Below are 20,521 nucleotides of genomic sequence, written 5' to 3'. Positions count from 1 at the left end.
CGCCGGAAGAGTGCACTTGTGCGCGCCTGCGGCGCCGGCGACTACTGCTCGCCGACCTCCGTGGCGAAGCCCTCCGTGCCGAGGTCGACGAGGTCCCCGGCCCGAGCGGCGACGGCAGCGTAGGCGGGAGCCTCGCGGAACGGCTGGACGTCCTGTGCGTAGAGGGGCGTCCAGCCGCCCTCGCGCGCGGGGGCGATCGCCTGCGAGACGTAGCTGCCGCCCGGGTCCTGCACGAACATCGCAGCCACGGGGCCGCTGCGACCCGCCTCGAGGGCGTCGAGGTGCTCGGCGGCGGCCTGGTCGTTGCCGCGGATGTGGTCGGCGAACGCCGCGTTGGCCGTCGCCGCCTGCCAGAAGAAGTACGCCTGCGCGACGCCGTTGCCCTGCTGCCACGCGCCGCTCTGGCCCTCGCGCAGCCACGTCTCGGTGGGCCACGCGTAGCCATCGGGGAGCGCGAGCGGGAAGGCTGCGGCAGCCGCCCGGTACTCCTCGTTGACGGCGTCGACGTCGGGGAGCGAGCCGTCGGACGCGCTGAACTGCGCGACGTAGGCATCCACAGGCAGGGGAGACGTCGCCGTCAGCACGCCGGACGCGGGGGCGGCGCTCGCAGCCGCGGTGGCGACGGGCGCCGGGGTCGGGTCGCCGGCAGGGGCCGTCGCCGGGCCGGTTGGGGCGCAGCCCGCGAGCCCGGCCAGGACGACGGCGGCGGCTGCGACGGCTGCCATGCGCTTCGGGGCGTGCATGCTCCGAGGGTGGCATCCGTCGCGCGGGAAAGCGAGCGATCCTTGAAAGCCTGTCGCGGCCACTCGCTACAGTCGGGGCATGTACAGCCTCGAGCAGCTGCGCGGCTTCGTCGCCGTGAGCGAGCACCTGCACTTCGGGCGGGCAGCCGAGTCGTTGCAGATGACGCAGCCGCCCTTGAGCAGGCAGATCCAGAAGCTCGAGGCCGAGCTCGGCGTGCACCTCTTCACCCGCACCAACCGACAGGTGGAGCTCACCGCGGCGGGCGTCGAGCTGCTCGAGCGCGCACGGCACATCCTCGCCCTCGCCGACCGCTCGCGGGCCGCCGTGCGGAGCGTCGCGCACGGCGAGCGCGGCACACTGACGATCGGCTTCACCGCCACCTCGGCGCTGTCGGTGCTCGGGCCGCTGCTGGATCGCATCCACGACCAGCTGCCCGACGTCGACATCGACCTGCGAGAACGCGTCTCGGGGCTGCAGCGCACCGAGATCGACCGGGGCTCCATCGACCTCGGGCTGCTGCGCACCGTGCCGGCGGGGGACTACGGCGTCCGGGAGCTGTTCCGGGAGGACCTCGTGCTCGCCGTGCCGGACCGCCACCCCCTGGCGGAGGCGGGCCGTCCCGTGAGCGTCGACCGGCTCGTCGAGCACCCGATGATCGGCTACGCGCGGCCGGAGTCGGAGTACTTCCTGCGCAAGGTCGAGCGGATCCTGGGCGATCGGCAGGTGCGCACCGTCTACAGCGTCGCGCAGATCCTCAGCATGCTCTCGCTCGTCGCACGATCCATCGGGGTCGCGCTCGTGCCGCGCTCCACCGAGTCCCTCCGCCCGCATGGGGTGACGTTCCTCGAGCTCGACCTGCCCGGCCGCGTCGCCGCCGAGGCGCAGGTGACGATCGCCGCCGTCTGGGACCGCGGCTCGCGCAACCCGGTGCTGCCGCGCGCGCTGGAGGCGATCGCGGCCCCGCTGCAGCTCGGCTGACGATGCGGCGTCGATGCGCCCCGCGCATCGACGCATCGAGCATCTGCATCGATGCGGCATCCCTCCGTGCCTAGGGTTGAGATGCCCCTGCGGGGCCGATGCTCGACGACGAGGCCCGGAGGACGCACGTGACCGACAGCCCCACGACCTGGATCGTGCTCGGCGGCTTCACGGACGGCGACGCCGACGGAGCGCCCAGCGGCCTCGCGGTGCACGCCGCCGATGCCGCGGGGGACGAGCCCGTCGACGTGCTCGCGCTCGAGAACCCGACCTGGATCACGCCCGCACCGCGAGGGCCGCTGCTCTACGTCAGCCACAGCGCCCGTCGCACGCTCAGCGCGGTGCGCCTCGACGCAGAGGGCACGCTGCAGCTCGTCGACGAGATCGACATCGGCGCCATGAACCCCGCGCACGTCGCGGTCGGGCCCGACGGGCGGAGCCTCATCGCCTCGTGCTTCACCGAGGGCGCGGTGGTGCGGGTCGCCCTCGACGAGCAGGGCGCCTTCGCCGGCATCGACAGGACGTGGCCGCTCGCGGGTGCCGCTCCCGGCGCCACGCACCGGAACGCGCTCCAGAGCGACGCCGAGCCGCACCAGGCGACGCTGCTCGACGACGGTTCGCTGCTCGTCCCCGATCGCGCGCAGGATGTCGTGCACCGCATCGCGGCCGACGGCAGGCACGAGATCGCAGCCGTCCTCCGCCCCGGCTCTGGGCCCCGGCACCTCGTGCTGCACCCCACCGCTCCCGTCGCGTACCTCGTCTGCGAGCTCGACGCCTCCCTCGTGACGCTGCGGCGCTCCGGACCGGCGGGGGAGGCGCTCGAGCCGATCGACGTGCGCACGGTGCTCCCCCCGGACTGGTTCGGCGAGAGCGCCGCGGCGGCGATCTCGCTCGACGCCGGCCGCCATCGGCTGTACGTGACCAACCGCGGGCACGACTCCGTCGCCGTCATCGACGTGCGCGACGCGCAGGCGCCCGAGGTCGTCGGCTGGCTGCCCGTCGAGGGCGCGACCCCGCGCTTCGCAGGCGTGCTGCCCATGCTCGACGTCCTCGCCGTCGCGGCCATGGGGTCGCACCGCGTCGACCTGCTCGACCCCGGCAACGCGGCCGAGGGCATCCGCGCGGTGCGGCGCGCGCTCGTGCACGCCGCACCGGCGTGCGCGGTGGCGGTCGCCCGGTGACCGCGCGGCTCCGCCGCGCCCGCGTCACGCTCCTCCGAGCGCCGACGAGGCTCGCCTCGAGCGAGATCACCGCGCCGATGGACCGCTTCGTCGACCATCGGGGCAGGCGGGCGAGCTGGTACGGGTCGATGGAGACCGTGCTCGTCGAGCTCGGCGTCGATGGCCTGGACGACGCCTCGCCGGTCGGTCTTGCCGTCACGCAAGGCGGAGCGGCGGTGGCGGCGCTGCTCGCCGACCACCTGCTGCCGCTCGCCATGGGGACGCCGATCACCGACGCCGACGGCGTCGAGCGGCTCTGGGAGCGGATGCGGCTGGCGACGCTGCCGTACGGGAGCGACGGGCTCGCCGCGATGGCCCGATCGGCGATCGACATCGCCGCGTGGGACCTGCTCGGGAGGCTCTCGGGCGCACCCGTGGTCCGGCTGCTCGGGGGCGAGCCGCGGAGGCTCCCGGTCTACGCGACCGGCAACGACATCGAGCACCACCGCGCGCTCGGGCTGCGCACCTCGAAGATCGGCCTGCGGGCGGGCCCCTGGCACGACGACGGCCTCCGGAGCGCCATCACGCAGATCGAGGACGCGCGCGCGCTCGCCGGCGACGACCACGGCCTCATGGTCGACGGCTGGATGGGCCTCGACGTGCCGTTCGCGGTGGCCCTCGCGCCGGCGCTGCGCGAGGCGCGGATGCAGTGGCTCGAGGAGCCGCTGCCGCCGGATGATGTCGACGGCCTCTCGGCGATCGCCGCCGCGCTCGGCGAGGTGCTGCTCGCGAGCGGCGAGCACGCCACGAGCGAGCGAGCGCTCCTCGCGCTGCCGCCGTCCGGGGTGCGCGTGCTGCAGCCCGACCTCGCATGGTGCGGCGGCATCACCGCGCTGCGTCGGCTGCACCGCGCGCTCCCGGAGGGGATCGAGCTCGCGCCGCACCTCTCCGGCGCGCCATGGGGCGTGCACGTCGCCGCTGCGCTCCCGTCGGTGCGGCGCGTCGAGTGGTACGTCGAGTCGAGCCCCGGTGAGCCGTTCGACGCCGTCGACGCTCCGCTGCTCGGTGGGCCGGTGCCGCTCGACGGCGAGATCGCTTCCGGCGATGCCCCCGGTCTCGGCGTCGCGGTCGACCGCGGGCATGTCGAGCGGTGGGCGGTGGACTTGCGAGCCGTCGATGCGTCGCACGCATCAATCCATGCTGATTAAGTCTTGGACAACATCGCTCGACGGGCGTTTGCTGAGACCCAAGAACCTCCGACGACGACGACGAAGGCGCACTCAATGACGAGAATGATCGCGGACGACCTCGGTGTCGCCGCACCTGTCGCGGCAGCCGCCGTGGACCAGCCGCCGCGCCCGCCGCGTCGGCGCCGCACCTGGCGTCGCTCAGCCGCGCCGTGGCTGCTGCTCTCGCCGGTGATCATCCTGAGCGCCGCGTTCATCGTGGCGCCGGTGCTCAGCGTGTTCTGGAACGCGATGTTCGAGCGCAAGCTCACGGAGCCGTGGAACGACGCGTTCATCGGGCTCGAGCACTTCCGGTTCATGTTCTTCGAGGACCCGAAGTTCTGGCCCTCGCTCGGCTTCACGGCGCAGTGGGTGCTCGTCGAGGTGGTCCTGCAGCTCGTCTTCGGCCTCATCATCGCGCTCGTGGTCAACGAGGCGTTCCGTGGTCGCGGCTTCTGGCGGGCGCTGGTCTTCTCGCCCTGGGCGATCTCGGGCGTGCTCACGACGGCGATCTGGATCCTCGTCTACAACCCCGGCACCGGCATCTTCCGCCTGCTGGCCGAGCTGGGCATCGGCGACGGCCGGCAGGCAGTGCTCGTCGACCCCGACAGCGTGTTCTGGGCAGTGGTGATGGCCGAGCTGTGGCGCGGTGTGCCCTTCTTCGCGATCATGCTCCTCGCCGAGCTGCAGAGCGCCCCCAAGGAGCTCTACGAAGCGGCCGCGGTCGACGGCGCCGGCCGCATCAAGCGCTTCATGCACGTGACCCTGCCGCACCTGAAGACGGCGATCATCCTCACGACCCTGCTCCGCGGGGTGTGGGAGTTCAACAACGTCGACCTGCTGCTGACGATGACGAACGGCGGGCCGGCCGGCATGACGACGACCCTGCCGCTCTACGTGGCCCAGCTGGCCACGCAGGCGCACGACTTCGGCTACGGCTCGGCGCTCACGGTCTTCGCCTTCCTCATCCTCCTCATCGTCTCGATCGTCTACCTGAAGCTGACCGCGTTCTCGCGCGAGGAGGACTGACATGGCCGTCACCGCACTCCAGGCGCCGCGCCGGCGCGTCGCCCCTCGCATCCGCACCGCGCGGGCGTTCAGCTTCCACGCCCGCATCTCGCTGCCGCTCGCGCTCTACACGGTGTTCACGATCATCCCCTTCTACTGGGTGGTGCTCTTCGCCTTCCGCGAGCCGTCGTCGAACAGCTGGCTGCCGTTCCCCATCACGTTCGACAACTTCGTCTTCGTCTGGCAGGAGGTGGGCTACGAGTTCTTCTTCTGGAACAGCGTGCTGGTCGGCGTGCTCACCACCGTCGCGACCCTCGCCCTCGCGCTGCCGTCGGGATACGCGATGGCCCGCTACCGGTTCAAGGGCAAGCGCGCGTTCACGCTCGCGCTCCTGTGCACGCAGTTCATCCCCGGCGCGATGATGCTCATCCCGCTGTTCCAGATCTTCAACTCGCTCGGCCTGATCAACAACCTGCTCAGCCTCGCGATCGCGGACACGGTCTTCAGCCTCCCGCTGGCGATCATGTTCATGACCTCGTTCATCTCGAAGATCCCCTTCGAGCTCGAGGAGGCGGCGATGATCGACGGCTGCAGCCGGTTCCACGCCTTCCGCCTCGCCGTGCTGCCGGTGCTGGGACCGGCGATCATCGCGGTCGGCTCCTTCAGCTTCATCGGCGCCTGGAACAACTTCCTCTTCGCGCTCATGTTCATCCAGACCCAGCAGCGCTTCACGCTGCCCGTCGGCCTCAGCTACACCATGGGCGAGTTCGGCGTGAACTTCGGCGTGCTGGCGGCCGGCGGCATCGTCGCGGCGCTGCCGGTGATCATCATCTTCGCCTTCATCCAGAAGTACCTCGTCCAGGGCCTCGGGGCCGGGGCCGTCAAGGGCTGACAGCCCGCAAGAAAGGGAGACTGACATGCGACAGCGAACGTGGAGGGCTGCAGTGGCGGCCAGTGCGACGGCGGCGCTCGTGGGCGGCCTGGTCGGATGCTCGGCCGCGGCCGGCGAAGACGGCCCGGTCACGCTGACCTTCTGGGACCACAGCGGCAACCCGACCCGAGCCGAGACCTACGAGGCCCTCATCGAGGAGTTCGAGGCGGCGAACGAGGGCATCACGGTCGACTTCCTGACCCTGCCGTCGGACTCTGCCTTCGAGAAGATCCAGACGAGCCTGGCCTCTGGCGAGGCGCCCGACATCTCGTCGCTGAGCGGCACCTTCCTGGCACCCCTCACCGCGCAGGAGGCGCTGCTGCCGCTCGACGAGCAGTTCGCGGGCTCGCCGCTCGCCGAGCAGATCGACCCCGCCCTCATCGACGTGATGCGGCAGGACGCGCGGGACGGCGGGCTCTACGCGCTGCCGTACACGCTCACGAACGGGCTCTTCTGGTACCGGACCGACCTCTGGTCGGACGCCGGCTATCCCGACGGTCCTGCCACGTGGGACGACTTCTACGCCGGCGCCGCGGAGCTCACCGACGCGGACGCCGGCCAGTACGGCTTCGCGATGCGCGGCGGCGCGGGCGGTGTCTTCCAGTTCCTGCAGGCGATGTACGCGCAGTCGGGCGTCGAGACGCTCTTCGACGAGCAGGGCGTCTCCACCATCGACGACCCGGCGAACGTCGAGGCGTTCGAGCAGTACGTCGGGCTGTACGACACGGCGACGAGCCAGGCCGACCTCGGGTACGGGTACCCGGAGATGGTCGCGGCCTTCGGCTCCGGCTCGGCCGCGACGCTGCAGCACAACCTCGGCTCGTACCCCGAGCACGAGGCCGCGCTGCCGGGCCAGTTCGCCGCCGTGCCGCTCCCCGAGAGCTCGGACGGCAGCCGCGTGGTGATCGCCGACCCCATCCCGTCGTTCGCGATCTACGAGCAGTCGGAGCACCCGGAGGAGGCGTGGGCGTTCCTGCAGTTCATGCTCAGCGAGTCGTCGAACGGCGCGCTGAACGAGACGATCGGGCAGATCCCGTCGAACCTCGAGTCGCGCAGCGCCGACTGGCTCACCGCCTCGCAGTCGGTGAGCGCCGCGAGCGACTGGATCGAGGGCGACAGCGTCACGATCCTGTCCGCTCCCACGCACCTGCCGGACTACGGCACGATCATGCGCAACGAGCTCGAGCCCGAGCTGCAGCGCGTGCTGCTCGGCGAGCTGGCCCCCGCGGACTTCCTGACGCTGTGGGCCGACAAGATGACGGAGGCGCAGCAGGCCTACCTGGAGCAGGGCTGATGCCGGCGACCATCGAGTCGTTCGAGATCGCGGTCTTCGAGACCGAGACCAGGTCGATCCGCGACGTGAACGGGCACCGGCACCCGGGGCCGGCCGCGCCGGCGACCGAGGCGCTGCTGACCGTGCGCGACTCGGACGGCGTCGAGGGGCGGGTGGTGACGCACGTGCGCAACGCGCGACCCGACGCGATCGTGGAGTCGATGCTCCGCCCCCTGCTCGGCAAGCCGGCGGTCGCCGTCGAGGCGCTGCAGCGGCAGCTCACGATCGCGCAGCGTGGCAACCCGGTCGACATCGCCGAGCGGCGGCTGGCGGTGGTCGACGAGGCGCTGTGGGACCTGATCGGCCACCGTGCCGGCGAACCGGTGTGGCGGCTCCTCGGCGGTGCTCGTCCTCGCGTGCAGGCCTACGCGAGCACGATGTGCGGCGACGAGACGCCGGGAGGCCTCGCGACGCCCGCCGACTTCGCGGCCTTCGCGGTGGCGCTCGTCGAGCAGGGCTACCGGGCGATCAAGCTGCACACCTGGTTCCCCCCGGTGTCGTTCGCGCCGAGCGTCGAGCGTGACCTGGAGGCGTGCGCCGCGGTGCGGCAGGCGGTGGGGCCCGACATCGACCTCATGCTCGACGGCTACCACTGGTACGACCGCCAGCAGGCGCTCGCGGTCGGCCGCGGCATCCAGGAGCTCGGGTTCCGCTGGTTCGAGGAGCCGATGGAGGAGACCTCCATCAACGCCTACCGGTGGCTCAGCGAGCAGCTCGACATCCCCGTCATCGGTCCCGAGACGATCGCCGGCCGCAACCTCGCGCGCGGCGACTGGGTGCTGGCCGGCGCGGTCGACATCCTGCGCATCGGCCCGCAGAACGGCGGCGGCATCACCTCCACCATCAAGGCGCTCCACCTGGCAGAGAGCGTGGGCATGACGTGCGAGATCCACGGCAACGGGGCCGCGAGCCTCGCGGTCGTCGGAGCGACGTTCACGTCGCAGCTCTACGAGCGCGGCCTGCTCCACCCGCACGCCGACTACGACTGGCTGCCGCCGCACCTCGCCTCCCTCGTCGATCCGCTCGACGACGACGGCTGGGTGACGCTGCCGGAGCGACCGGGGATCGGCGTCGAGCTCGACATGGCGCACATCGCCGCGCACACCCTCGAGCGCGTGGAGGTGTCGCGATGAGTCGGGTGGTCATGATCACGGGCGGCGCAGGCACGATCGGGCAGGTGCTGCTCGACCGGCCGGAGCGCGAGGGCTGGCGCGCCGTCGTGCTGGACCCGCTGCCGCTGCCGGAGGCGTTCGCGTCGCGGGCAGACGTCGAGCAGGTGCTCGGCAGCCTCACCGACCGGGACGCGGTGGAGCACGCCATGCGGGACGCGACCGACGTCGTCCACCTCGGAGCGGTGAGCACGGAGGACGAGTGGGAGAGGATCCTCGACGTCAACGTGACGGGGACCCGCACCGTGCTCGACGCGGCGTCCGAGCGGGGCGTCGGCCGCTTCGTGTACGCCTCGAGCAACCACGCGGTCGGCTGGTACACGCCGCGCGATGCCGGCGGCCTGCTCGCCGACGATGCGCCGCCCCGCCCGGACACGTACTACGGCTGGAGCAAGGCCGCAGGCGAGGCGCTCGTGCGCCTCTACTGCGAGCGGGGGCGGATGCGCGGCGTCGCGCTGCGCATCGGCCACTGCTTCCCGGAGCCGCGGACCGGCTCGAGGCTGCCCGTCTGGCTCTCACCGGTGGACACCCGCGCGCTCGTGCAGGCGAGTCTCGAGCACGACATCGAGCCGTTCCAGGTGGTCTGGGGCGTCTCGGCGAACACGCGCAGCTGGTGCTCGCGGGAAGGCGGTCGACGCATCGGCTTCACCGCGGTCGACGACTCCGAGCGCTACGCCGACCGGTTCCCGGAGTCTCCTGGGGTCGATCCGGATGAGCCGCTCGGCGCGCACTTCGTGAGCATGCCGCTCGGGGAGGCCTCGGCCGTCCGATGACGACGTGAACGATGCTCTAGACGCATCCGACGAGACCCAATCGATTCTGGACACGCATGAAAGCGCCGCCATAGCGTGGCGACAGCCGCTCAGCGGCAAGTGAGGAGCAACAGGATGCACGCATCGCACCAGGAACTGGCGAGCAGGCTCGGCGACGGGCTGCTCTCGTTCCCCATCACCACCTTCGACGCCGCGGGCGACCTCGACGCCGAGCACTACCGCGAGCATGTCGCGTGGCTGTCGCAGCACGACGTCAGCGGCCTGTTCGCGGCCGGCGGCACGGGCGAGTTCTTCTCGCTCACGCCCGACGAGGTGGCCGACACCATCCGCCTCGCGCTCGACGCATCGGGCGGTGCCGTGCCGATCCTCGCCCCGGCGGGCGGCTCGACCCGCAGCGCGCAGCAGCACGCCCGGATCGCGGAGGACGCCGGTGCGGCGGGCCTGCTGCTCTTCCCGCCGTACCTGACCGAGGCATCGCAGGAGGGCCTCCGCGACCACATCCGCGCGGTCGCGTCGAGCACGCGCCTCCCCGTGATCGTCTACGGCCGCGCGAACGCGGTGCTGGAGCCCGACACCCTGGAGCGCCTGGCGGACGAGTGCCCCAACCTCATCGGCTACAAGGACGGCATCGGCGACCTCGAGCGGATGACGCGGATCGTCGCGACCGTCGGCGACCGCCTGCTGTACGTCGGCGGTCTGCCGACCGCCGAGACCTTCGCGCTGCCGTACCTGGAGCTCGGGGTGACGACCTACTCGTCGGCCATGTTCAACTTCGTGCCCGAGTTCGCGACCGCGTTCTACGCCGACGTGCGGGCTCACGACCGCGCAGCCGTCACGCGCCGGCTGAAGGAGTTCGTGCTGCCCTATCTCGAGATCCGCGACCGCGGCAGGGGCTACGCCGTCTCGATCGTGAAGGCAGGCGTCGACGCGATCGGTCGCTACGGCGGCCCCGTGCGCCCGCCCCTGTCCGAGCTGCGCCCCGACGAGCGGCAGGACCTCGCCGCGCTCATCGCCCGCGTCGCCCAGCCGGTCGTCGCATGAGCATCGTGCAGGTGGAGCAGCCAGTGTCGCTCACGGGTGACCTGTTCGTCGCGGGGGAGCGCCGGCAGGGGAGCGCGGGCGTCGTCCGTGGCATCGCCGCCGCCACGGGTGCTCCGCTCGAGCCCGCCTTCGGCCTGGCGACCCGCGCCGATGCGGCCGACGCCGCCGCCGCTGCAGCCGACGCCGCGCCGGTGCTGCGCGCGGCACCGCGAGCGACCCGCAGCGCGCTGCTGCGCGCCATCGCCGATGGGCTCGACGCCCGCGCCGAGGAGCTCGTCGCGCGCGCCGCGCTCGAGACGGGGCTGCCGCAGCCGAGGCTCGTCGGCGAGGTCGCCAGGACCAGCGGACAGCTGCGCCTCTTCGCTGCGCTCGTCGACTCGGGGCTCTCAGAGGGCGTGCGCATCGACCCGGCGCAGCCCGACCGCGCGCCCGCGCCTCGGCCCGAGCTGCGGCAGCGGCGCCTGCCCCTCGGGCCGGTGGTCGTCTTCGGCGCCAGCAACTTCCCCTTCGCGTTCTCGAACGCCGGTAGCGACGTCGCCTCCGCGCTCGCGGCGGGATGCCCGGTGATCGTCAAGTCGCACCAGGCGCATCCGGGCGTCGCGGAGCTCGTCTCCGCGGTGATCGCCGCCGCGGTGCGCGACCTCGGGCTTCCGGCCGGCACCTACCAGGCGCTCCTCGGCTCAGGGCGAGAGGTCGGCACGGCGCTCGTCGAGGACCCGCGGGTGCGGGCGGTCGGCTTCACCGGCTCGCGCTCCGGGGGTCTCGCGCTCATGGAAGCAGCACGCACCCGGCCCGTGCCGATCCCGGTCTACGCCGAGATGAGCAGCGTGAACCCGGTCATCGTGCTGCCCTCCGCCGCGACCGCCGAGCGAGGCCGCGCCTTCGTCGACTCGCTGCTGCTCGGCGCCGGCCAGTTCTGCACGAACCCCGGCCTGGTGCTCGTGCCGGTGGGCGAGGCGGGGGAGGCGTTCGTCTCCGCTGCCGCCGAGGCCATCCGTGGGCGCGACGGGCAGGTCATGCTCACCGACGGCATCCGCGACGCGTACGTCGCCGGGCGCGACGCGCTCGCGGGCCGCGCCGTGCGCGTCGCCGAGGGCTCCGAGGGCGAGCGAGCGCCGGCGGCGAGCCTGATGGAGGCATCGGCCGCCGAGCTGCTCACCGAGCCGGCGCTCGCCGACGAGGTGTTCGGCGCGAGCGGGCTCGTGCTGCGCTACGGGGACGCCGACGGGCTCCTCCGCGCGCTGCAGGCGCTCGAGGGACAGCTCACGGCCACCGTCCACATCGACCTCGCCACAGCACCGGACGCCGAGCGTGCGCTCGGGGCCCAGCTCATCGAGGCGCTCGAGGAGCTCGCGGGCCGCATCGTGGTGAACGGCTGGCCCACCGGCGTCGAGGTCGGTCACGCGATCGTGCACGGAGGGCCGTTCCCGGCCACCTCAGACGGCCGGTCCACGTCGGTCGGCACCCTCGCCATCGAGCGCTTCCAGCGTGCCGTGGCCTACCAGGACGTGCCCGAGTCGCTGCTGCCCGAGGCGCTCCGCGATGTCGCCGTCGCGGCCGTGCCGAGGCTCGTCGACGGCGCGGTCGTGCTGCCCTGACGCGAGGGGCGCGGCCCGGTGTCGAGGTGGTCGTGCTGCGGTCGCACCGGATCCGCGCCTCCTCGCGCACAGGTCAGCGCTCACTGTATGGTCATCACATGCTGACCATTGCCACTCGGCTCGACGTGATGCATCGCCTGGGGCGTGCGATGGCGGATCCCACGCGCGCACGCATCCTGCTCCAGCTCCTCGAGCAGCCGGGCTACCCGGCTGTGCTCGCGCGCGAGCTCGAGCTCTCCCGGACCAACGTGTCGAACCACCTGGCGTGCCTGCGGGACTGCGGCATCGTCGTCGCCGAGCCCGAGGGCAGGCAGACGCGCTACGAGATCGCGGACCCGCACATCGCGCGAGCGATCGACTCCCTGCTGGCGGTCACGCTCGCCGTCGACGAGGGTGCCCCGTGCATGAGCTCCGGCTGCCAGGTGCCGGGCTGCTGCGAGGACTCGGCATGACCGCGACGCTGTCCGAGGAGCGCCGGGCGCGGCTGCGCCGTCGCGTGCGCTGGATCGTCGGCTTCACGATCTCGTACAACGTCATCGAGGCCGTCATCGCGATCTGGGCCGGATCGGTCGCGTCGTCGGCAGCGCTCATCGGGTTCGGCCTCGACTCGATCATCGAGGTGCTGTCGGCTGCTGCGGTGGCGTGGCAGTTCACCCGCAAGGATCCCGAGCGGTGGGAGCGCATCACGGTGAGGGTCGTCGCCATCGCGTTCTTCGCGCTCGCGGCGTACGTCTCCGTCGACGCCGTCCTGGCGCTGGTGGGCGTGACGGAACCGGAGCACAGCCCGGTCGGCATCGCGATCGCGGCGCTCAGCGTCGTCATCATGCCGGCGCTCGCCTGGCTCGAGACGCGCACGGGCAAGGAGCTCCGCTCCGCGAGCGTGCAGGCGGACGCCAAGCAGCTGCTCGTGTGCACCTACCTCTCCGCGGCCGTGCTGCTCGGGCTGCTCGCCAACTCGCTGCTCGGCTGGTGGTGGGCCGATTCGGTCGCGGCGCTCGTCGTCGCCGGACTGGCGATCCGCGAGGGCATCGAGGCGTGGCGCGGTGACCTGTGCTGCGCCCCGTCGTTCGGCGAGCACGAGCACGCGCATGACCACGGCGTCGAGGCGCAGCGGGAGCGCTCGGAGGAGTCGTCCGGCGCCTGCTGCGGATCGTGCGTGGTCGAGCCGTCCAGGTGAGTCCCGGCGCGCGTCAGTACCCGCAGAGCCAGCCCTCCGCCTCCTCGACGACGACGCGGTACTCCTCCGTGGTCCAGCCGTAGCGCTGCGCCTGCGCGGCGTGCTCGTCGGCGTCGCCGATCCGCTCCTCGTCGACGTAGAGGAGGTCGCACCACTCGTAGCCCACGCCGATCGCGAGGTGCCGGAACTCCTCGAGCGACTCGCCCTCGGCAGGCGGCAGCGCTGAGCCGACCTCGTGCAGCTCCTGCGCGACCTCCTCGGCGAAGTCGAGCTCCATGGCGCGGTTCTCGGCCTGCCACTGCTCCTCGGCAGCCGGGTCGAAGTCCTCGGCGGCCGGATCGTAGGGGCCGTACCCACCCGCGAAGCCGAAGCCGTAGGGGTCGAGGATCGGCGGCGCGATCACGCAGCCGGTGAGGGCGATCGCGGCTGCGGCGGCGACGGTGAGCGAGGCGAGGGTGCGGCGCATGGGCGGCCTTTCGTGCGAGCGGGCTCGGGCGGCCGCGCTGATGCTCGTCGCTCCGGGTGGATCCTCGCATGGCGCGCTGCCTCTCTTCAACGGCGAGCTCGGCTTGCGCTTGTCGACCACATGGTCAACAATTGCGCGAGCGCCCGCTGCGCTGAGGCGCGGGCGACGAGCAGGCGAAGGAGCCTCCATGACGAGATCGATCGAGCGCACGGCTGAGGCCGCCCCGAAGGGCGGCGTCACGCGCAAGGGACTGGGCATCGGGAAGGTCGGCGTCATCGGCGGCGCCATCATCGGCGTCTCTGCGGTCGCCCCCGCATACACGCTGACCTCCGGGCTCGGGCCGGTCGTCGCCGAGGTCGGTCTGCAGGTGCCCGCGGTGCTGCTCATCGGGTTCGTGCCGATGCTCTTCGTGCTGTTCGGCTACCGCGAGCTCAACGCCGCGATGCCCGACTCGGGCACGAGCTTCACCTGGGCGACCCGCGCGTTCGGCCCGTGGATCGGCTGGATGGCCGGCTGGGGGCTCGTCGCGTCGACGATCCTGGTGCTGTCGAACCTGGCCGCCGTCGCCGTCGACTTCCTCTTCATCCTGCTCGCCCAGGTCACGGGCGACGACTCGCTCGCCGACCTCACCGGCATCCTCTGGCTCAACCTCCTCATCACCGGCCTGTTCGTCGCGGGCGCCGCGTGGATCAGCTACCGCGGCGTCGACGCGACCAAGAAGGTGCAGATCGGCCTGGTCGTCTTCCAGGTCGGCGCGCTCGTCTGGTACGCGATCGCGGCGTTCGTCGCGGTCGGGCAGGGCAACGGGTTCGACCCGCAGCCGGTCACCGCTGACTGGTTCAACCCGCTCGCGGCGTCGAGCCTCTCGGCCATGTCGGCCGGCGTCTCGCTCGCGATCTTCCTCTTCTGGGGCTGGGACACGGTCGTCACCATGAACGAGGAGGCGAAGGACCCGAAGCGCACGCCGGGTCGCGCCGCCATCGTCACCATCGTCGTCACCATGGCGCTCTACCTGCTCGTCACCATCGCCACGCTCGCCTACGCCGGCGTCGGCGAGACCGGGCTCGGGGCGGGCAACCCGGAGAACCAGGAGTCGATCTTCGCGGTGCTCGCGGAGCCGATCATGGGCCCGTTCGCGATCCTCATCTCGATCGCGATCCTGCTGAGCTCCGCCGCCTCGCTGCAGTCGACGATGATCTCGCCCTCGCGCACCATCCTGGCGATGGGCCACTACGGCGCGATGCCGCGCACCTTCAGCACGGTGAGCTCGCGCTTCCGCTCGCCGTCGGTCGCGACCCTCGCATCGGCGATCACCGCGATGGCGCTCTACGCCGTCATGAAGGTGCTCTCCGAGAACGCGCTCTGGGACACGATCAGCGCGCTCGGCATGATGGTCTGCTTCTACTACGGCATCACGGGCCTCGCCGCGGTCTGGTTCTTCCGCCGCTCCTGGTTCCGCAGCGTCCGGAGCGCGCTCACGCGCCTGGTGCTGCCGCTGCTCGGCGGCGTCGCCCTGCTCGCGCTCTTCTGCAAGACGGCGATCGACTCGATCGACCCCGCGTACGGCTCCGGCTCGGCGATCTTCGCCACGCGCTGGGATGCCGACGGCATGGCGCAGGACGGCGTCGGCCTCGTCTTCGTGGCGAGCATCGGCATCCTCGTGCTCGGCGTCGTGCTCATGCTGCTCCAGGCCCGGCGCGCGCCCGCCTTCTTCCGCGGCGAAGTGCTGCCGGTCGCGGTGGACGACCCGGATGCGCCCGACACCGCGGTGCTCGACGCGCAGGGCGCCGGCACCGCGGCCGGCGACGACGAGCCGATGGCGCGCGTCTGACGCCGCACGGTGCTCCGGGCTCGAGGCTGCGCCTCGGCCCGGAGCGTCGTCGTCTGCGGGAGGATGGGGAGCATGGAGACGAAGCCGCGACGCACCCGGAAGTCGCCTGATGACCGGCGAGCCGAGATCGCGGCGACCGCTCGTGCGATCGCGCTCGAGGAGGGCCTCGACGCCGTGACCCAGCGGGCCGTCGCAGGCCGCGCCTCGATGGCGTCGGCGCTCGTCGCGCACTACGTCGAGAGCATGGACGCCCTCGTCGCCGACACCTTCTCGGAGATCGTCGCGGAGGAGATCGGCGAGGTGCGCGAGCTCGTCGCGGCCGAGCCGAGTGCGACCGCGGGGCTCGTCGTGCTCATCGACGCGGCGCTCGACCCGCAGCGGCAGGACGTCACGTCGCTGTGGGTGCAGGCGTGGTCGCTCGGCCGGCACAACGCCGCGCTGGCCGCGGCCGTGCGGCTGCGGATGGACGAGTGGCTGTCGATCATCCGCGACGCGATCACCGCGGGTGCGGAGGCCGGCGCACTGCGGTGCGACGACGTCGACGGCACTGCCCTGCACCTGCTCGCGATGATCGACGGCCTCAACGCGCACGAGCTGGTCCACTGGGGCGCCGGCGCCGCGCAGGGCGCGATCACGAAGCGGGCGGCCGAGGGGCTGCTCGGCCTCGCGCCGGGCGCGCTCGAGGCGGCGGCCGACGGCGCGAGCGCTCGCGCCTGAGCGCCCTCAGCCGAGGGCGGGCGTCCGGGGCGGCGCGGTCCGGCGATCGCCGGTCGCCTCGAACGCGGCTGCGACGCGGAGCAGTGCCTCGTCGTCCCAGCCGCGGCCGGCGAAGGTGAGGCCGACGGGCATCCCGATGTCGGCCATCGTCCCCATCGGCACGGTGACGGTCGGCACGCCGAGGTGGCGGATGGCGAGGTTGCCGTTCGCGACCCAAACCCCGTTGCGCCACGCGAGCGCCGCAGAGGCCTGGTCGACGTCGGCATCGGCGGGCCCGACATCCGCCATCGCGGGGAAGACCACCGCGTCGAGCCCGAGCTCGTCCATCCACGCCTCGAGGTCGATCCGGCGCGTCTCCTCGAGCCCCCGCACTCCCTGCTCGAGCTCGGGGATCTCGACGAACGACCCGACCGGGTGGTCGCGCACGTGCCGCGGGTAGTCGGCGATGTCGTCGTCGAAGCCCTCGTAGCGGTCGGGGAGCGCACCCTCAGGATGCGGGAAGATCGCGGCGCCGTCGACGTCGGCGAGCCTGTCGAGGGCGGGGTCGGCGTTCGCGGCGAGGAAGTCCTGCCACGCCCAGGCCGAGAGGTCGAGGATCTCGCGCCGCAGGAACGCCTCGGAGACGAGCCCGCGGGTGGCGATCGTGGGAGCGCCGGCGCGGTCGCCCTCGTAGTTCGTGACGAGCGGGAAGTCGACGTCCACGACCTCCGCGCCGGCCGCCTCGAGGTCGCGGCGGGCAGCCTCCCAGAGCGCGAGCACGCTCGCGCGCGGCTCGATGCGCTGCCCGGTCGGGCCGCCGATGCCGGTGGCGCCGACGCCGGCATCCGGGTCGGTGCCGAGGTACATGCGGGGCACGCCGAAGCGCTTGCCCTCGAGGGCGGCCCGCGCGGCGTCGGCGTCGACGGGTGCGAGCGCCGGGTAGGAGTCGGGCCGCACGGTCGAGGCCGACGGGATCGGCACCCAGGGCTGCCCTCGCCAGAAGTCGCCCCGAGCATCCGGGTCGTCGGCGACGATCACGTCGAGGATCTCGAGCAGGTCGGCCATGGTGCGCGCGTGCGGCACCACGACGTCCATCGTGGGCACGAGCGGCCAGTTGCCGCGCACCGAGATGACGCCGCGGGAGGGCGTGTAGGCGCACAGCGCGTTGCACGAGGCGGGGGCGCGACCGCTCGACCAGGTCTCCTCGCCGAGCCCGAAGGCCGCGAGGCTCGCGGCCGTCGCCGTGCCCGAGCCGTTCGACGATCCGGAGGCGAACGCCGAGGTCAGGTATGCCGCGGAGTAGGGGCTCTCCGCTCGGCCGTAGACCCCGCGCTGCATGCCGCCGTTCGCCATCGGCGGCATGTTCGTGAGGCCGAGGCAGATGGCGCCCGCCGCGCGCAGGCGCTCGATCGTCGCCGCGTCGCGCTGCGCGACCAGGTCGGCGAAGGCCGGGCTGCCGGCTGCGGCGGTGAGCCCGCGCACGAGGAAGCTGTCCTTGGCGGTGTAGGGGATGCCGTCGAGCGGCCCGAGCGTGCGGCCGGACGCCCGGCGGCGATCGGCGTCGGCCGCCTCGTCGAGCGCCCGCTCGTTGCGGACGACGACCGCGTTGAGCGCCGTCGCGCTGCCGGGCTCGTCGAAGGCCGCGATGCGCGCGAGGTATGCCTCCACGAGGTCGACGCTCGTGGTCGCGCCGGATGCCAGCCAGTCGCGCAGCTGCGCGATGGATGCCTCGTGCACCTCGACCGCGCGGGTGGACGAGGGGGAGTCGGAGTCGGGATGAGCGAGCATGGCGGGACCTTCCTGACGGCGGTGTCGTCGACACCTTAAACGATTAAGCGCGGGCGGCGCAAGGGTCCCGCCGGTGGGTTAGCCTCGACGCGTGACCACCGCCCGCCCGACGCTCCGCGACGTCGCCGCGGCGACGGGCGTGTCGGTCGCCGCGGCCTCGATGGCGCTGCGCGGCCTGCCCGGCGTCTCGGACGCGACGCGCGAGCGCGTGCTCGAGGCCGCGCGCGAGCTGCGGTACGAGCCCAACGCGAGCGCGCGGAGCCTCCGCACCGCGAGCTACCGGACGATGGGGCTGCTGCTGCCGAGCACCGGCGGCACCTCGCCGTACTACGCCGAGTTCGCGTTCGGGGTCGTCGACGCCGCTCACGCGCGCGGGTGGTCGGTCATCCTGCTCCCGCGTCCCGCCGCCGACGCGCCGGCTGCCGCGCACGTCGACGGGTTCGTCATCATCGACGCCGCCGCCGGCGATGCGGCGGTCGATGCGCTGCTCGACGACGGCAGGCCCGTCGTGAGCGGGGAGCGTGTCGCTCGCGCGGTGCCGTCGCTCGTCGCGAGCGTCACCGCCGACCACGCCTCCGCGACGGTCGAGCTGCTCGACCACCTGTCTGCGGCGGGCGCCGCCCGGATCGCCGCCCTGCTGCCACCGGCCGACACGGCGTGGGGTGCAGAGGTGGCGGAGGCGCACCGAGCCTGGTGCGCGGAGCGCGGCCTCCCGGCGCTCATGACGACCATCGGCTTCGAGCCCGACGCCCGGGAGGTGGAGGCGGCGACGCGCAGGCTGCTCGAGGACGCGGCGGTCGACGCGATCCTCACCGTGCCGAGCGGCACCGCCGGCCCGGTCGCGGCCGCCGCGGCGCGCGACGGGCGCCGGGTCGGGGTCGACCTGCTGCTCGCGGCCTACGTCGACGAGCCGGCGCTCTCGCTGCTGACGCCGCAGGTGACCGCGCTCGACCTGCACGAGCGGGAGCACGGCGCTCGGTGCGCGGCCGAGCTCATCGATGCGCTCAGCGGTGCGGAGCCCGGCGCGGCGCTGCGCACGCTGCGCCCGACGCTCGTCGCCCGGGCCAGCACGCGCGAAGGCCGGCCGCGCCCGTAGCGCCGCCGGCCTCCGATCGCGTGCTGCTAGGCCAGTGCTGCGATCACGTCCTTCGCCGCTGCCCAGCCCGAGCGGATGCCGCCGTCGACGTGCTGGAAGCCGTGCCCGGCGAAGTCGCTGCACGCCCAGTGGATGGGCCCGACGGGCGTCCGCTGATCCGCGCCGTACCGCGTCAGGCCACCGAGGTCGTACGAGGCGGCGTAGGCGCCGCGCGTCCACTCCTCCGTGCCCCAGTCGCTCTCGAAGTAGACGATCGGCTCGCCCGCCTCGTCGCCGAAGTAGTGCACGAGGCTCGTGAGGATGCGCTGCTTGCGCTCCTCGGCCGAGAGCGCGAAGACCTCGTCGGCGTGCTCGTCCGAGACGAAGCCGACGAGCGTGCCCTTCTCGTCCTCGTGGTTGGAGTTGTCGTACGCCTCATGCACGAGCTCGTACGGGCTGAACGCGGTGCCCGAGAGCCCCTTGTCGCGCCAGAACGGCCGGTCGTACACGGCGTGCACCTTGATGACCAGCCCGAGCGACAGGTGCTGGTGCAGCTGGTGCTGCCGGCGGGGGAGCGGCGGCTGGTAGTCGATGCGCGAGAACAGGTTCGGCGGCATCGCCACGATGACGCGCTTGCCGCGCACCGTGCCCCGGTCGGAGACGACCGTCACGCCGTCGGCCCCGTGGTCGATGCGCCGGACGGGGGCGTCGAGCACGACGCGGTCGCCGAGCGCCGCGGCGAGCGCGAGCGGCACGCCCTGCAGGCCGCCGACCACGCGGCGGTCGAGGATGAACTCCGAGTCGACGAGGTTCGAGAACGAGCCGGCGGACGCCGCCATGAACACCGCCTGCAGCGCGCTGAAGGCGTGCGCCGGCTTCGTCAGCATCGCCTCGGCGATGAAGAGGGAGATGTGGCGGCGGGCGAGCGCGTCGTCGGTCTGCGCCTCGAGCCACTCCTCGAACGACACGGTGTCGAGCTCGCGCGCCTGCGGGTGCGCCCACGGTGCATCGGGGTCCATCGCGGCGGCGAGCTCGTCGAGCACGACCGTCAGGCGCTCCATCTCGGCCTCGGTCTCGGCCGGCACGGGCAGCTGCTCGCCGAGGAACTCGACGCGCTCGCCGCCGTCGGCGATGTAGACGTTCTGGCCCTCGCGGTACCGGGCGAAGGTCTCGAGGCCGAGCGCATCGATGGTCTCGAGCAGCGCAGACTGGTCAGGGGAGACCCACTGGCCGCCGATCTCGAGCATCGCGCCGTCGATCTCACGGGTCCAGAGCCTGCCGCCGACGCGGTCGCGGGCCTCGAGCACGACGACCTCGTGCCCGGCCTCGCGCAGCCGCGTCGCCGCCGAGAGGCCGGCCACGCCTGCGCCGATGATGACGACGTCGCACTCGCGATGCTCGTCGAGCTGGTGGTTGCTCATCCTGTGTCTCCTTCGTCGTGCAGGTGGGAGGACGCCGCGCGGGTCGGCATTGACGGGAGCCATCGTCCTCAGTACGGTCGCTACAACTGTTGATCGCTTGGTCAAT

The 20,521-nt window shown here is 72.7% G+C and carries 19 protein-coding genes; 15 read left to right on the top strand and 4 right to left on the bottom strand.

The window, feature by feature from the left end; translation table 11 throughout:
- Nucleotides 1-41: 41 nt before the first annotated feature.
- Nucleotides 42-743 carry a hypothetical protein gene (locus EDD26_RS02770; protein WP_148058674.1) on the bottom strand — a complete coding sequence of 234 codons (702 nt, stop codon included), beginning with the start codon at nt 741-743 and terminating at the stop codon, nt 42-44.
- 79 nt (nt 744-822) lie between these two features.
- Between EDD26_RS02770 and EDD26_RS02765 the strand changes: the two genes are divergently transcribed.
- From EDD26_RS02765 to EDD26_RS02710, 12 genes are all read left to right on the top strand, one after another.
- Nucleotides 823-1,722: a LysR family transcriptional regulator gene (locus EDD26_RS02765; RefSeq protein ID WP_123696307.1), complete on the top strand. Its 900-nt coding sequence runs from the start codon at nt 823-825 to the stop codon at nt 1,720-1,722.
- Between the two features lie 128 nt (nt 1,723-1,850).
- Nucleotides 1,851-2,903: a lactonase family protein gene (locus tag EDD26_RS02760; RefSeq protein ID WP_170165508.1), complete on the top strand. Its 1,053-nt coding sequence runs from the start codon at nt 1,851-1,853 to the stop codon at nt 2,901-2,903.
- Complete coding sequence (locus EDD26_RS02755; RefSeq protein ID WP_123696305.1) at nt 2,900-4,090, top strand: enolase C-terminal domain-like protein; 1,191 nt, start codon at nt 2,900-2,902, stop codon at nt 4,088-4,090. Before EDD26_RS02760 ends, EDD26_RS02755 begins: the two co-directional genes overlap by 4 nt.
- A gap of 75 nt (nt 4,091-4,165) precedes the next feature.
- Nucleotides 4,166-5,137, top strand: coding sequence for a carbohydrate ABC transporter permease (locus EDD26_RS02750; protein WP_211333815.1), 972 nt, complete (start codon nt 4,166-4,168; stop codon nt 5,135-5,137).
- 1 nt (nt 5,138) lies between these two features.
- A complete protein-coding gene (locus tag EDD26_RS02745) occupies nt 5,139-6,008 on the top strand; it encodes a carbohydrate ABC transporter permease (RefSeq protein ID WP_123696303.1) in 870 nt (289 codons plus the stop codon).
- A 52-nt stretch (nt 6,009-6,060) separates the two neighbouring features.
- The gene (locus tag EDD26_RS02740) at nt 6,061-7,341 is read left to right on the top strand and encodes an ABC transporter substrate-binding protein (RefSeq protein WP_170165507.1); all 1,281 of its coding nucleotides are present in this window, start codon (nt 6,061-6,063) and stop codon (nt 7,339-7,341) included.
- On the top strand, nt 7,341-8,513 hold the full coding sequence (locus tag EDD26_RS02735; protein WP_123696301.1) for an enolase C-terminal domain-like protein: 1,173 nt from the start codon (nt 7,341-7,343) through the stop codon (nt 8,511-8,513). Before EDD26_RS02740 ends, EDD26_RS02735 begins: the two co-directional genes overlap by 1 nt.
- Entirely contained in the window at nt 8,510-9,322 is an 813-nt protein-coding gene (locus EDD26_RS02730; protein ID WP_123696300.1) for an NAD-dependent epimerase/dehydratase family protein, read from the top strand. The genes EDD26_RS02735 and EDD26_RS02730 overlap by 4 nt, the downstream gene beginning before the upstream one ends.
- Before the next feature lie 114 nt (nt 9,323-9,436).
- Nucleotides 9,437-10,363, top strand: coding sequence for a 5-dehydro-4-deoxyglucarate dehydratase (kdgD, locus tag EDD26_RS02725; RefSeq protein WP_123696299.1), 927 nt, complete (start codon nt 9,437-9,439; stop codon nt 10,361-10,363).
- Nucleotides 10,360-11,961 (top strand): aldehyde dehydrogenase (NADP(+)), encoded by a 1,602-nt coding sequence (locus EDD26_RS02720; RefSeq protein ID WP_123696298.1) that lies wholly within the window; start codon nt 10,360-10,362, stop codon nt 11,959-11,961. Before kdgD ends, EDD26_RS02720 begins: the two co-directional genes overlap by 4 nt.
- A gap of 98 nt (nt 11,962-12,059) precedes the next feature.
- Nucleotides 12,060-12,413, top strand: a complete 354-nt coding sequence (gene cmtR, locus EDD26_RS02715; protein ID WP_123696297.1) for a Cd(II)/Pb(II)-sensing metalloregulatory transcriptional regulator CmtR — start codon at nt 12,060-12,062, stop codon at nt 12,411-12,413.
- Nucleotides 12,410-13,138 (top strand): cation diffusion facilitator family transporter, encoded by a 729-nt coding sequence (locus EDD26_RS02710; RefSeq protein WP_123696296.1) that lies wholly within the window; start codon nt 12,410-12,412, stop codon nt 13,136-13,138. The genes cmtR and EDD26_RS02710 overlap by 4 nt, the downstream gene beginning before the upstream one ends.
- 13 nt (nt 13,139-13,151) lie before the next feature.
- On the opposite strand, the gene EDD26_RS02705 is transcribed toward EDD26_RS02710, so the two are convergent.
- The gene (locus EDD26_RS02705; RefSeq protein ID WP_123696295.1) at nt 13,152-13,604 is read right to left on the bottom strand and encodes a hypothetical protein; all 453 of its coding nucleotides are present in this window, start codon (nt 13,602-13,604) and stop codon (nt 13,152-13,154) included.
- A 187-nt stretch (nt 13,605-13,791) separates the two neighbouring features.
- Here EDD26_RS02705 and EDD26_RS02700 point away from each other — a divergent pair, with 187 nt between their 5' ends.
- On the top strand, nt 13,792-15,435 hold the full coding sequence (locus EDD26_RS02700) for an APC family permease (protein ID WP_123696294.1): 1,644 nt from the start codon (nt 13,792-13,794) through the stop codon (nt 15,433-15,435).
- A gap of 72 nt (nt 15,436-15,507) precedes the next feature.
- The gene (locus tag EDD26_RS02695) at nt 15,508-16,152 is read left to right on the top strand and encodes a TetR/AcrR family transcriptional regulator (RefSeq protein ID WP_123696293.1); all 645 of its coding nucleotides are present in this window, start codon (nt 15,508-15,510) and stop codon (nt 16,150-16,152) included.
- A gap of 6 nt (nt 16,153-16,158) precedes the next feature.
- On the opposite strand, the gene EDD26_RS02690 is transcribed toward EDD26_RS02695, so the two are convergent.
- Nucleotides 16,159-17,919 (bottom strand): amidase, encoded by a 1,761-nt coding sequence (locus tag EDD26_RS02690; protein ID WP_123696292.1) that lies wholly within the window; start codon nt 17,917-17,919, stop codon nt 16,159-16,161.
- 91 nt (nt 17,920-18,010) lie between these two features.
- Here EDD26_RS02690 and EDD26_RS02685 point away from each other — a divergent pair, with 91 nt between their 5' ends.
- Complete coding sequence (locus tag EDD26_RS02685; RefSeq protein WP_123696291.1) at nt 18,011-19,015, top strand: LacI family DNA-binding transcriptional regulator; 1,005 nt, start codon at nt 18,011-18,013, stop codon at nt 19,013-19,015.
- Between the two features lie 26 nt (nt 19,016-19,041).
- Here the strand turns inward: EDD26_RS02685 and EDD26_RS02680 are convergent, their stop codons facing one another.
- Complete coding sequence (locus EDD26_RS02680; protein WP_123696290.1) at nt 19,042-20,415, bottom strand: flavin monoamine oxidase family protein; 1,374 nt, start codon at nt 20,413-20,415, stop codon at nt 19,042-19,044.
- Between the last annotated feature and the right edge of the window lie 106 nt (nt 20,416-20,521).

The organism is Agrococcus jenensis (genome assembly GCF_003752465.1).
Classification (GTDB): domain Bacteria; phylum Actinomycetota; class Actinomycetes; order Actinomycetales; family Microbacteriaceae; genus Agrococcus; species Agrococcus jenensis.
The sequence above is the reverse complement of the archived record's forward strand: the minus strand, read 5'-3'. Positions and strand labels throughout refer to the sequence as shown.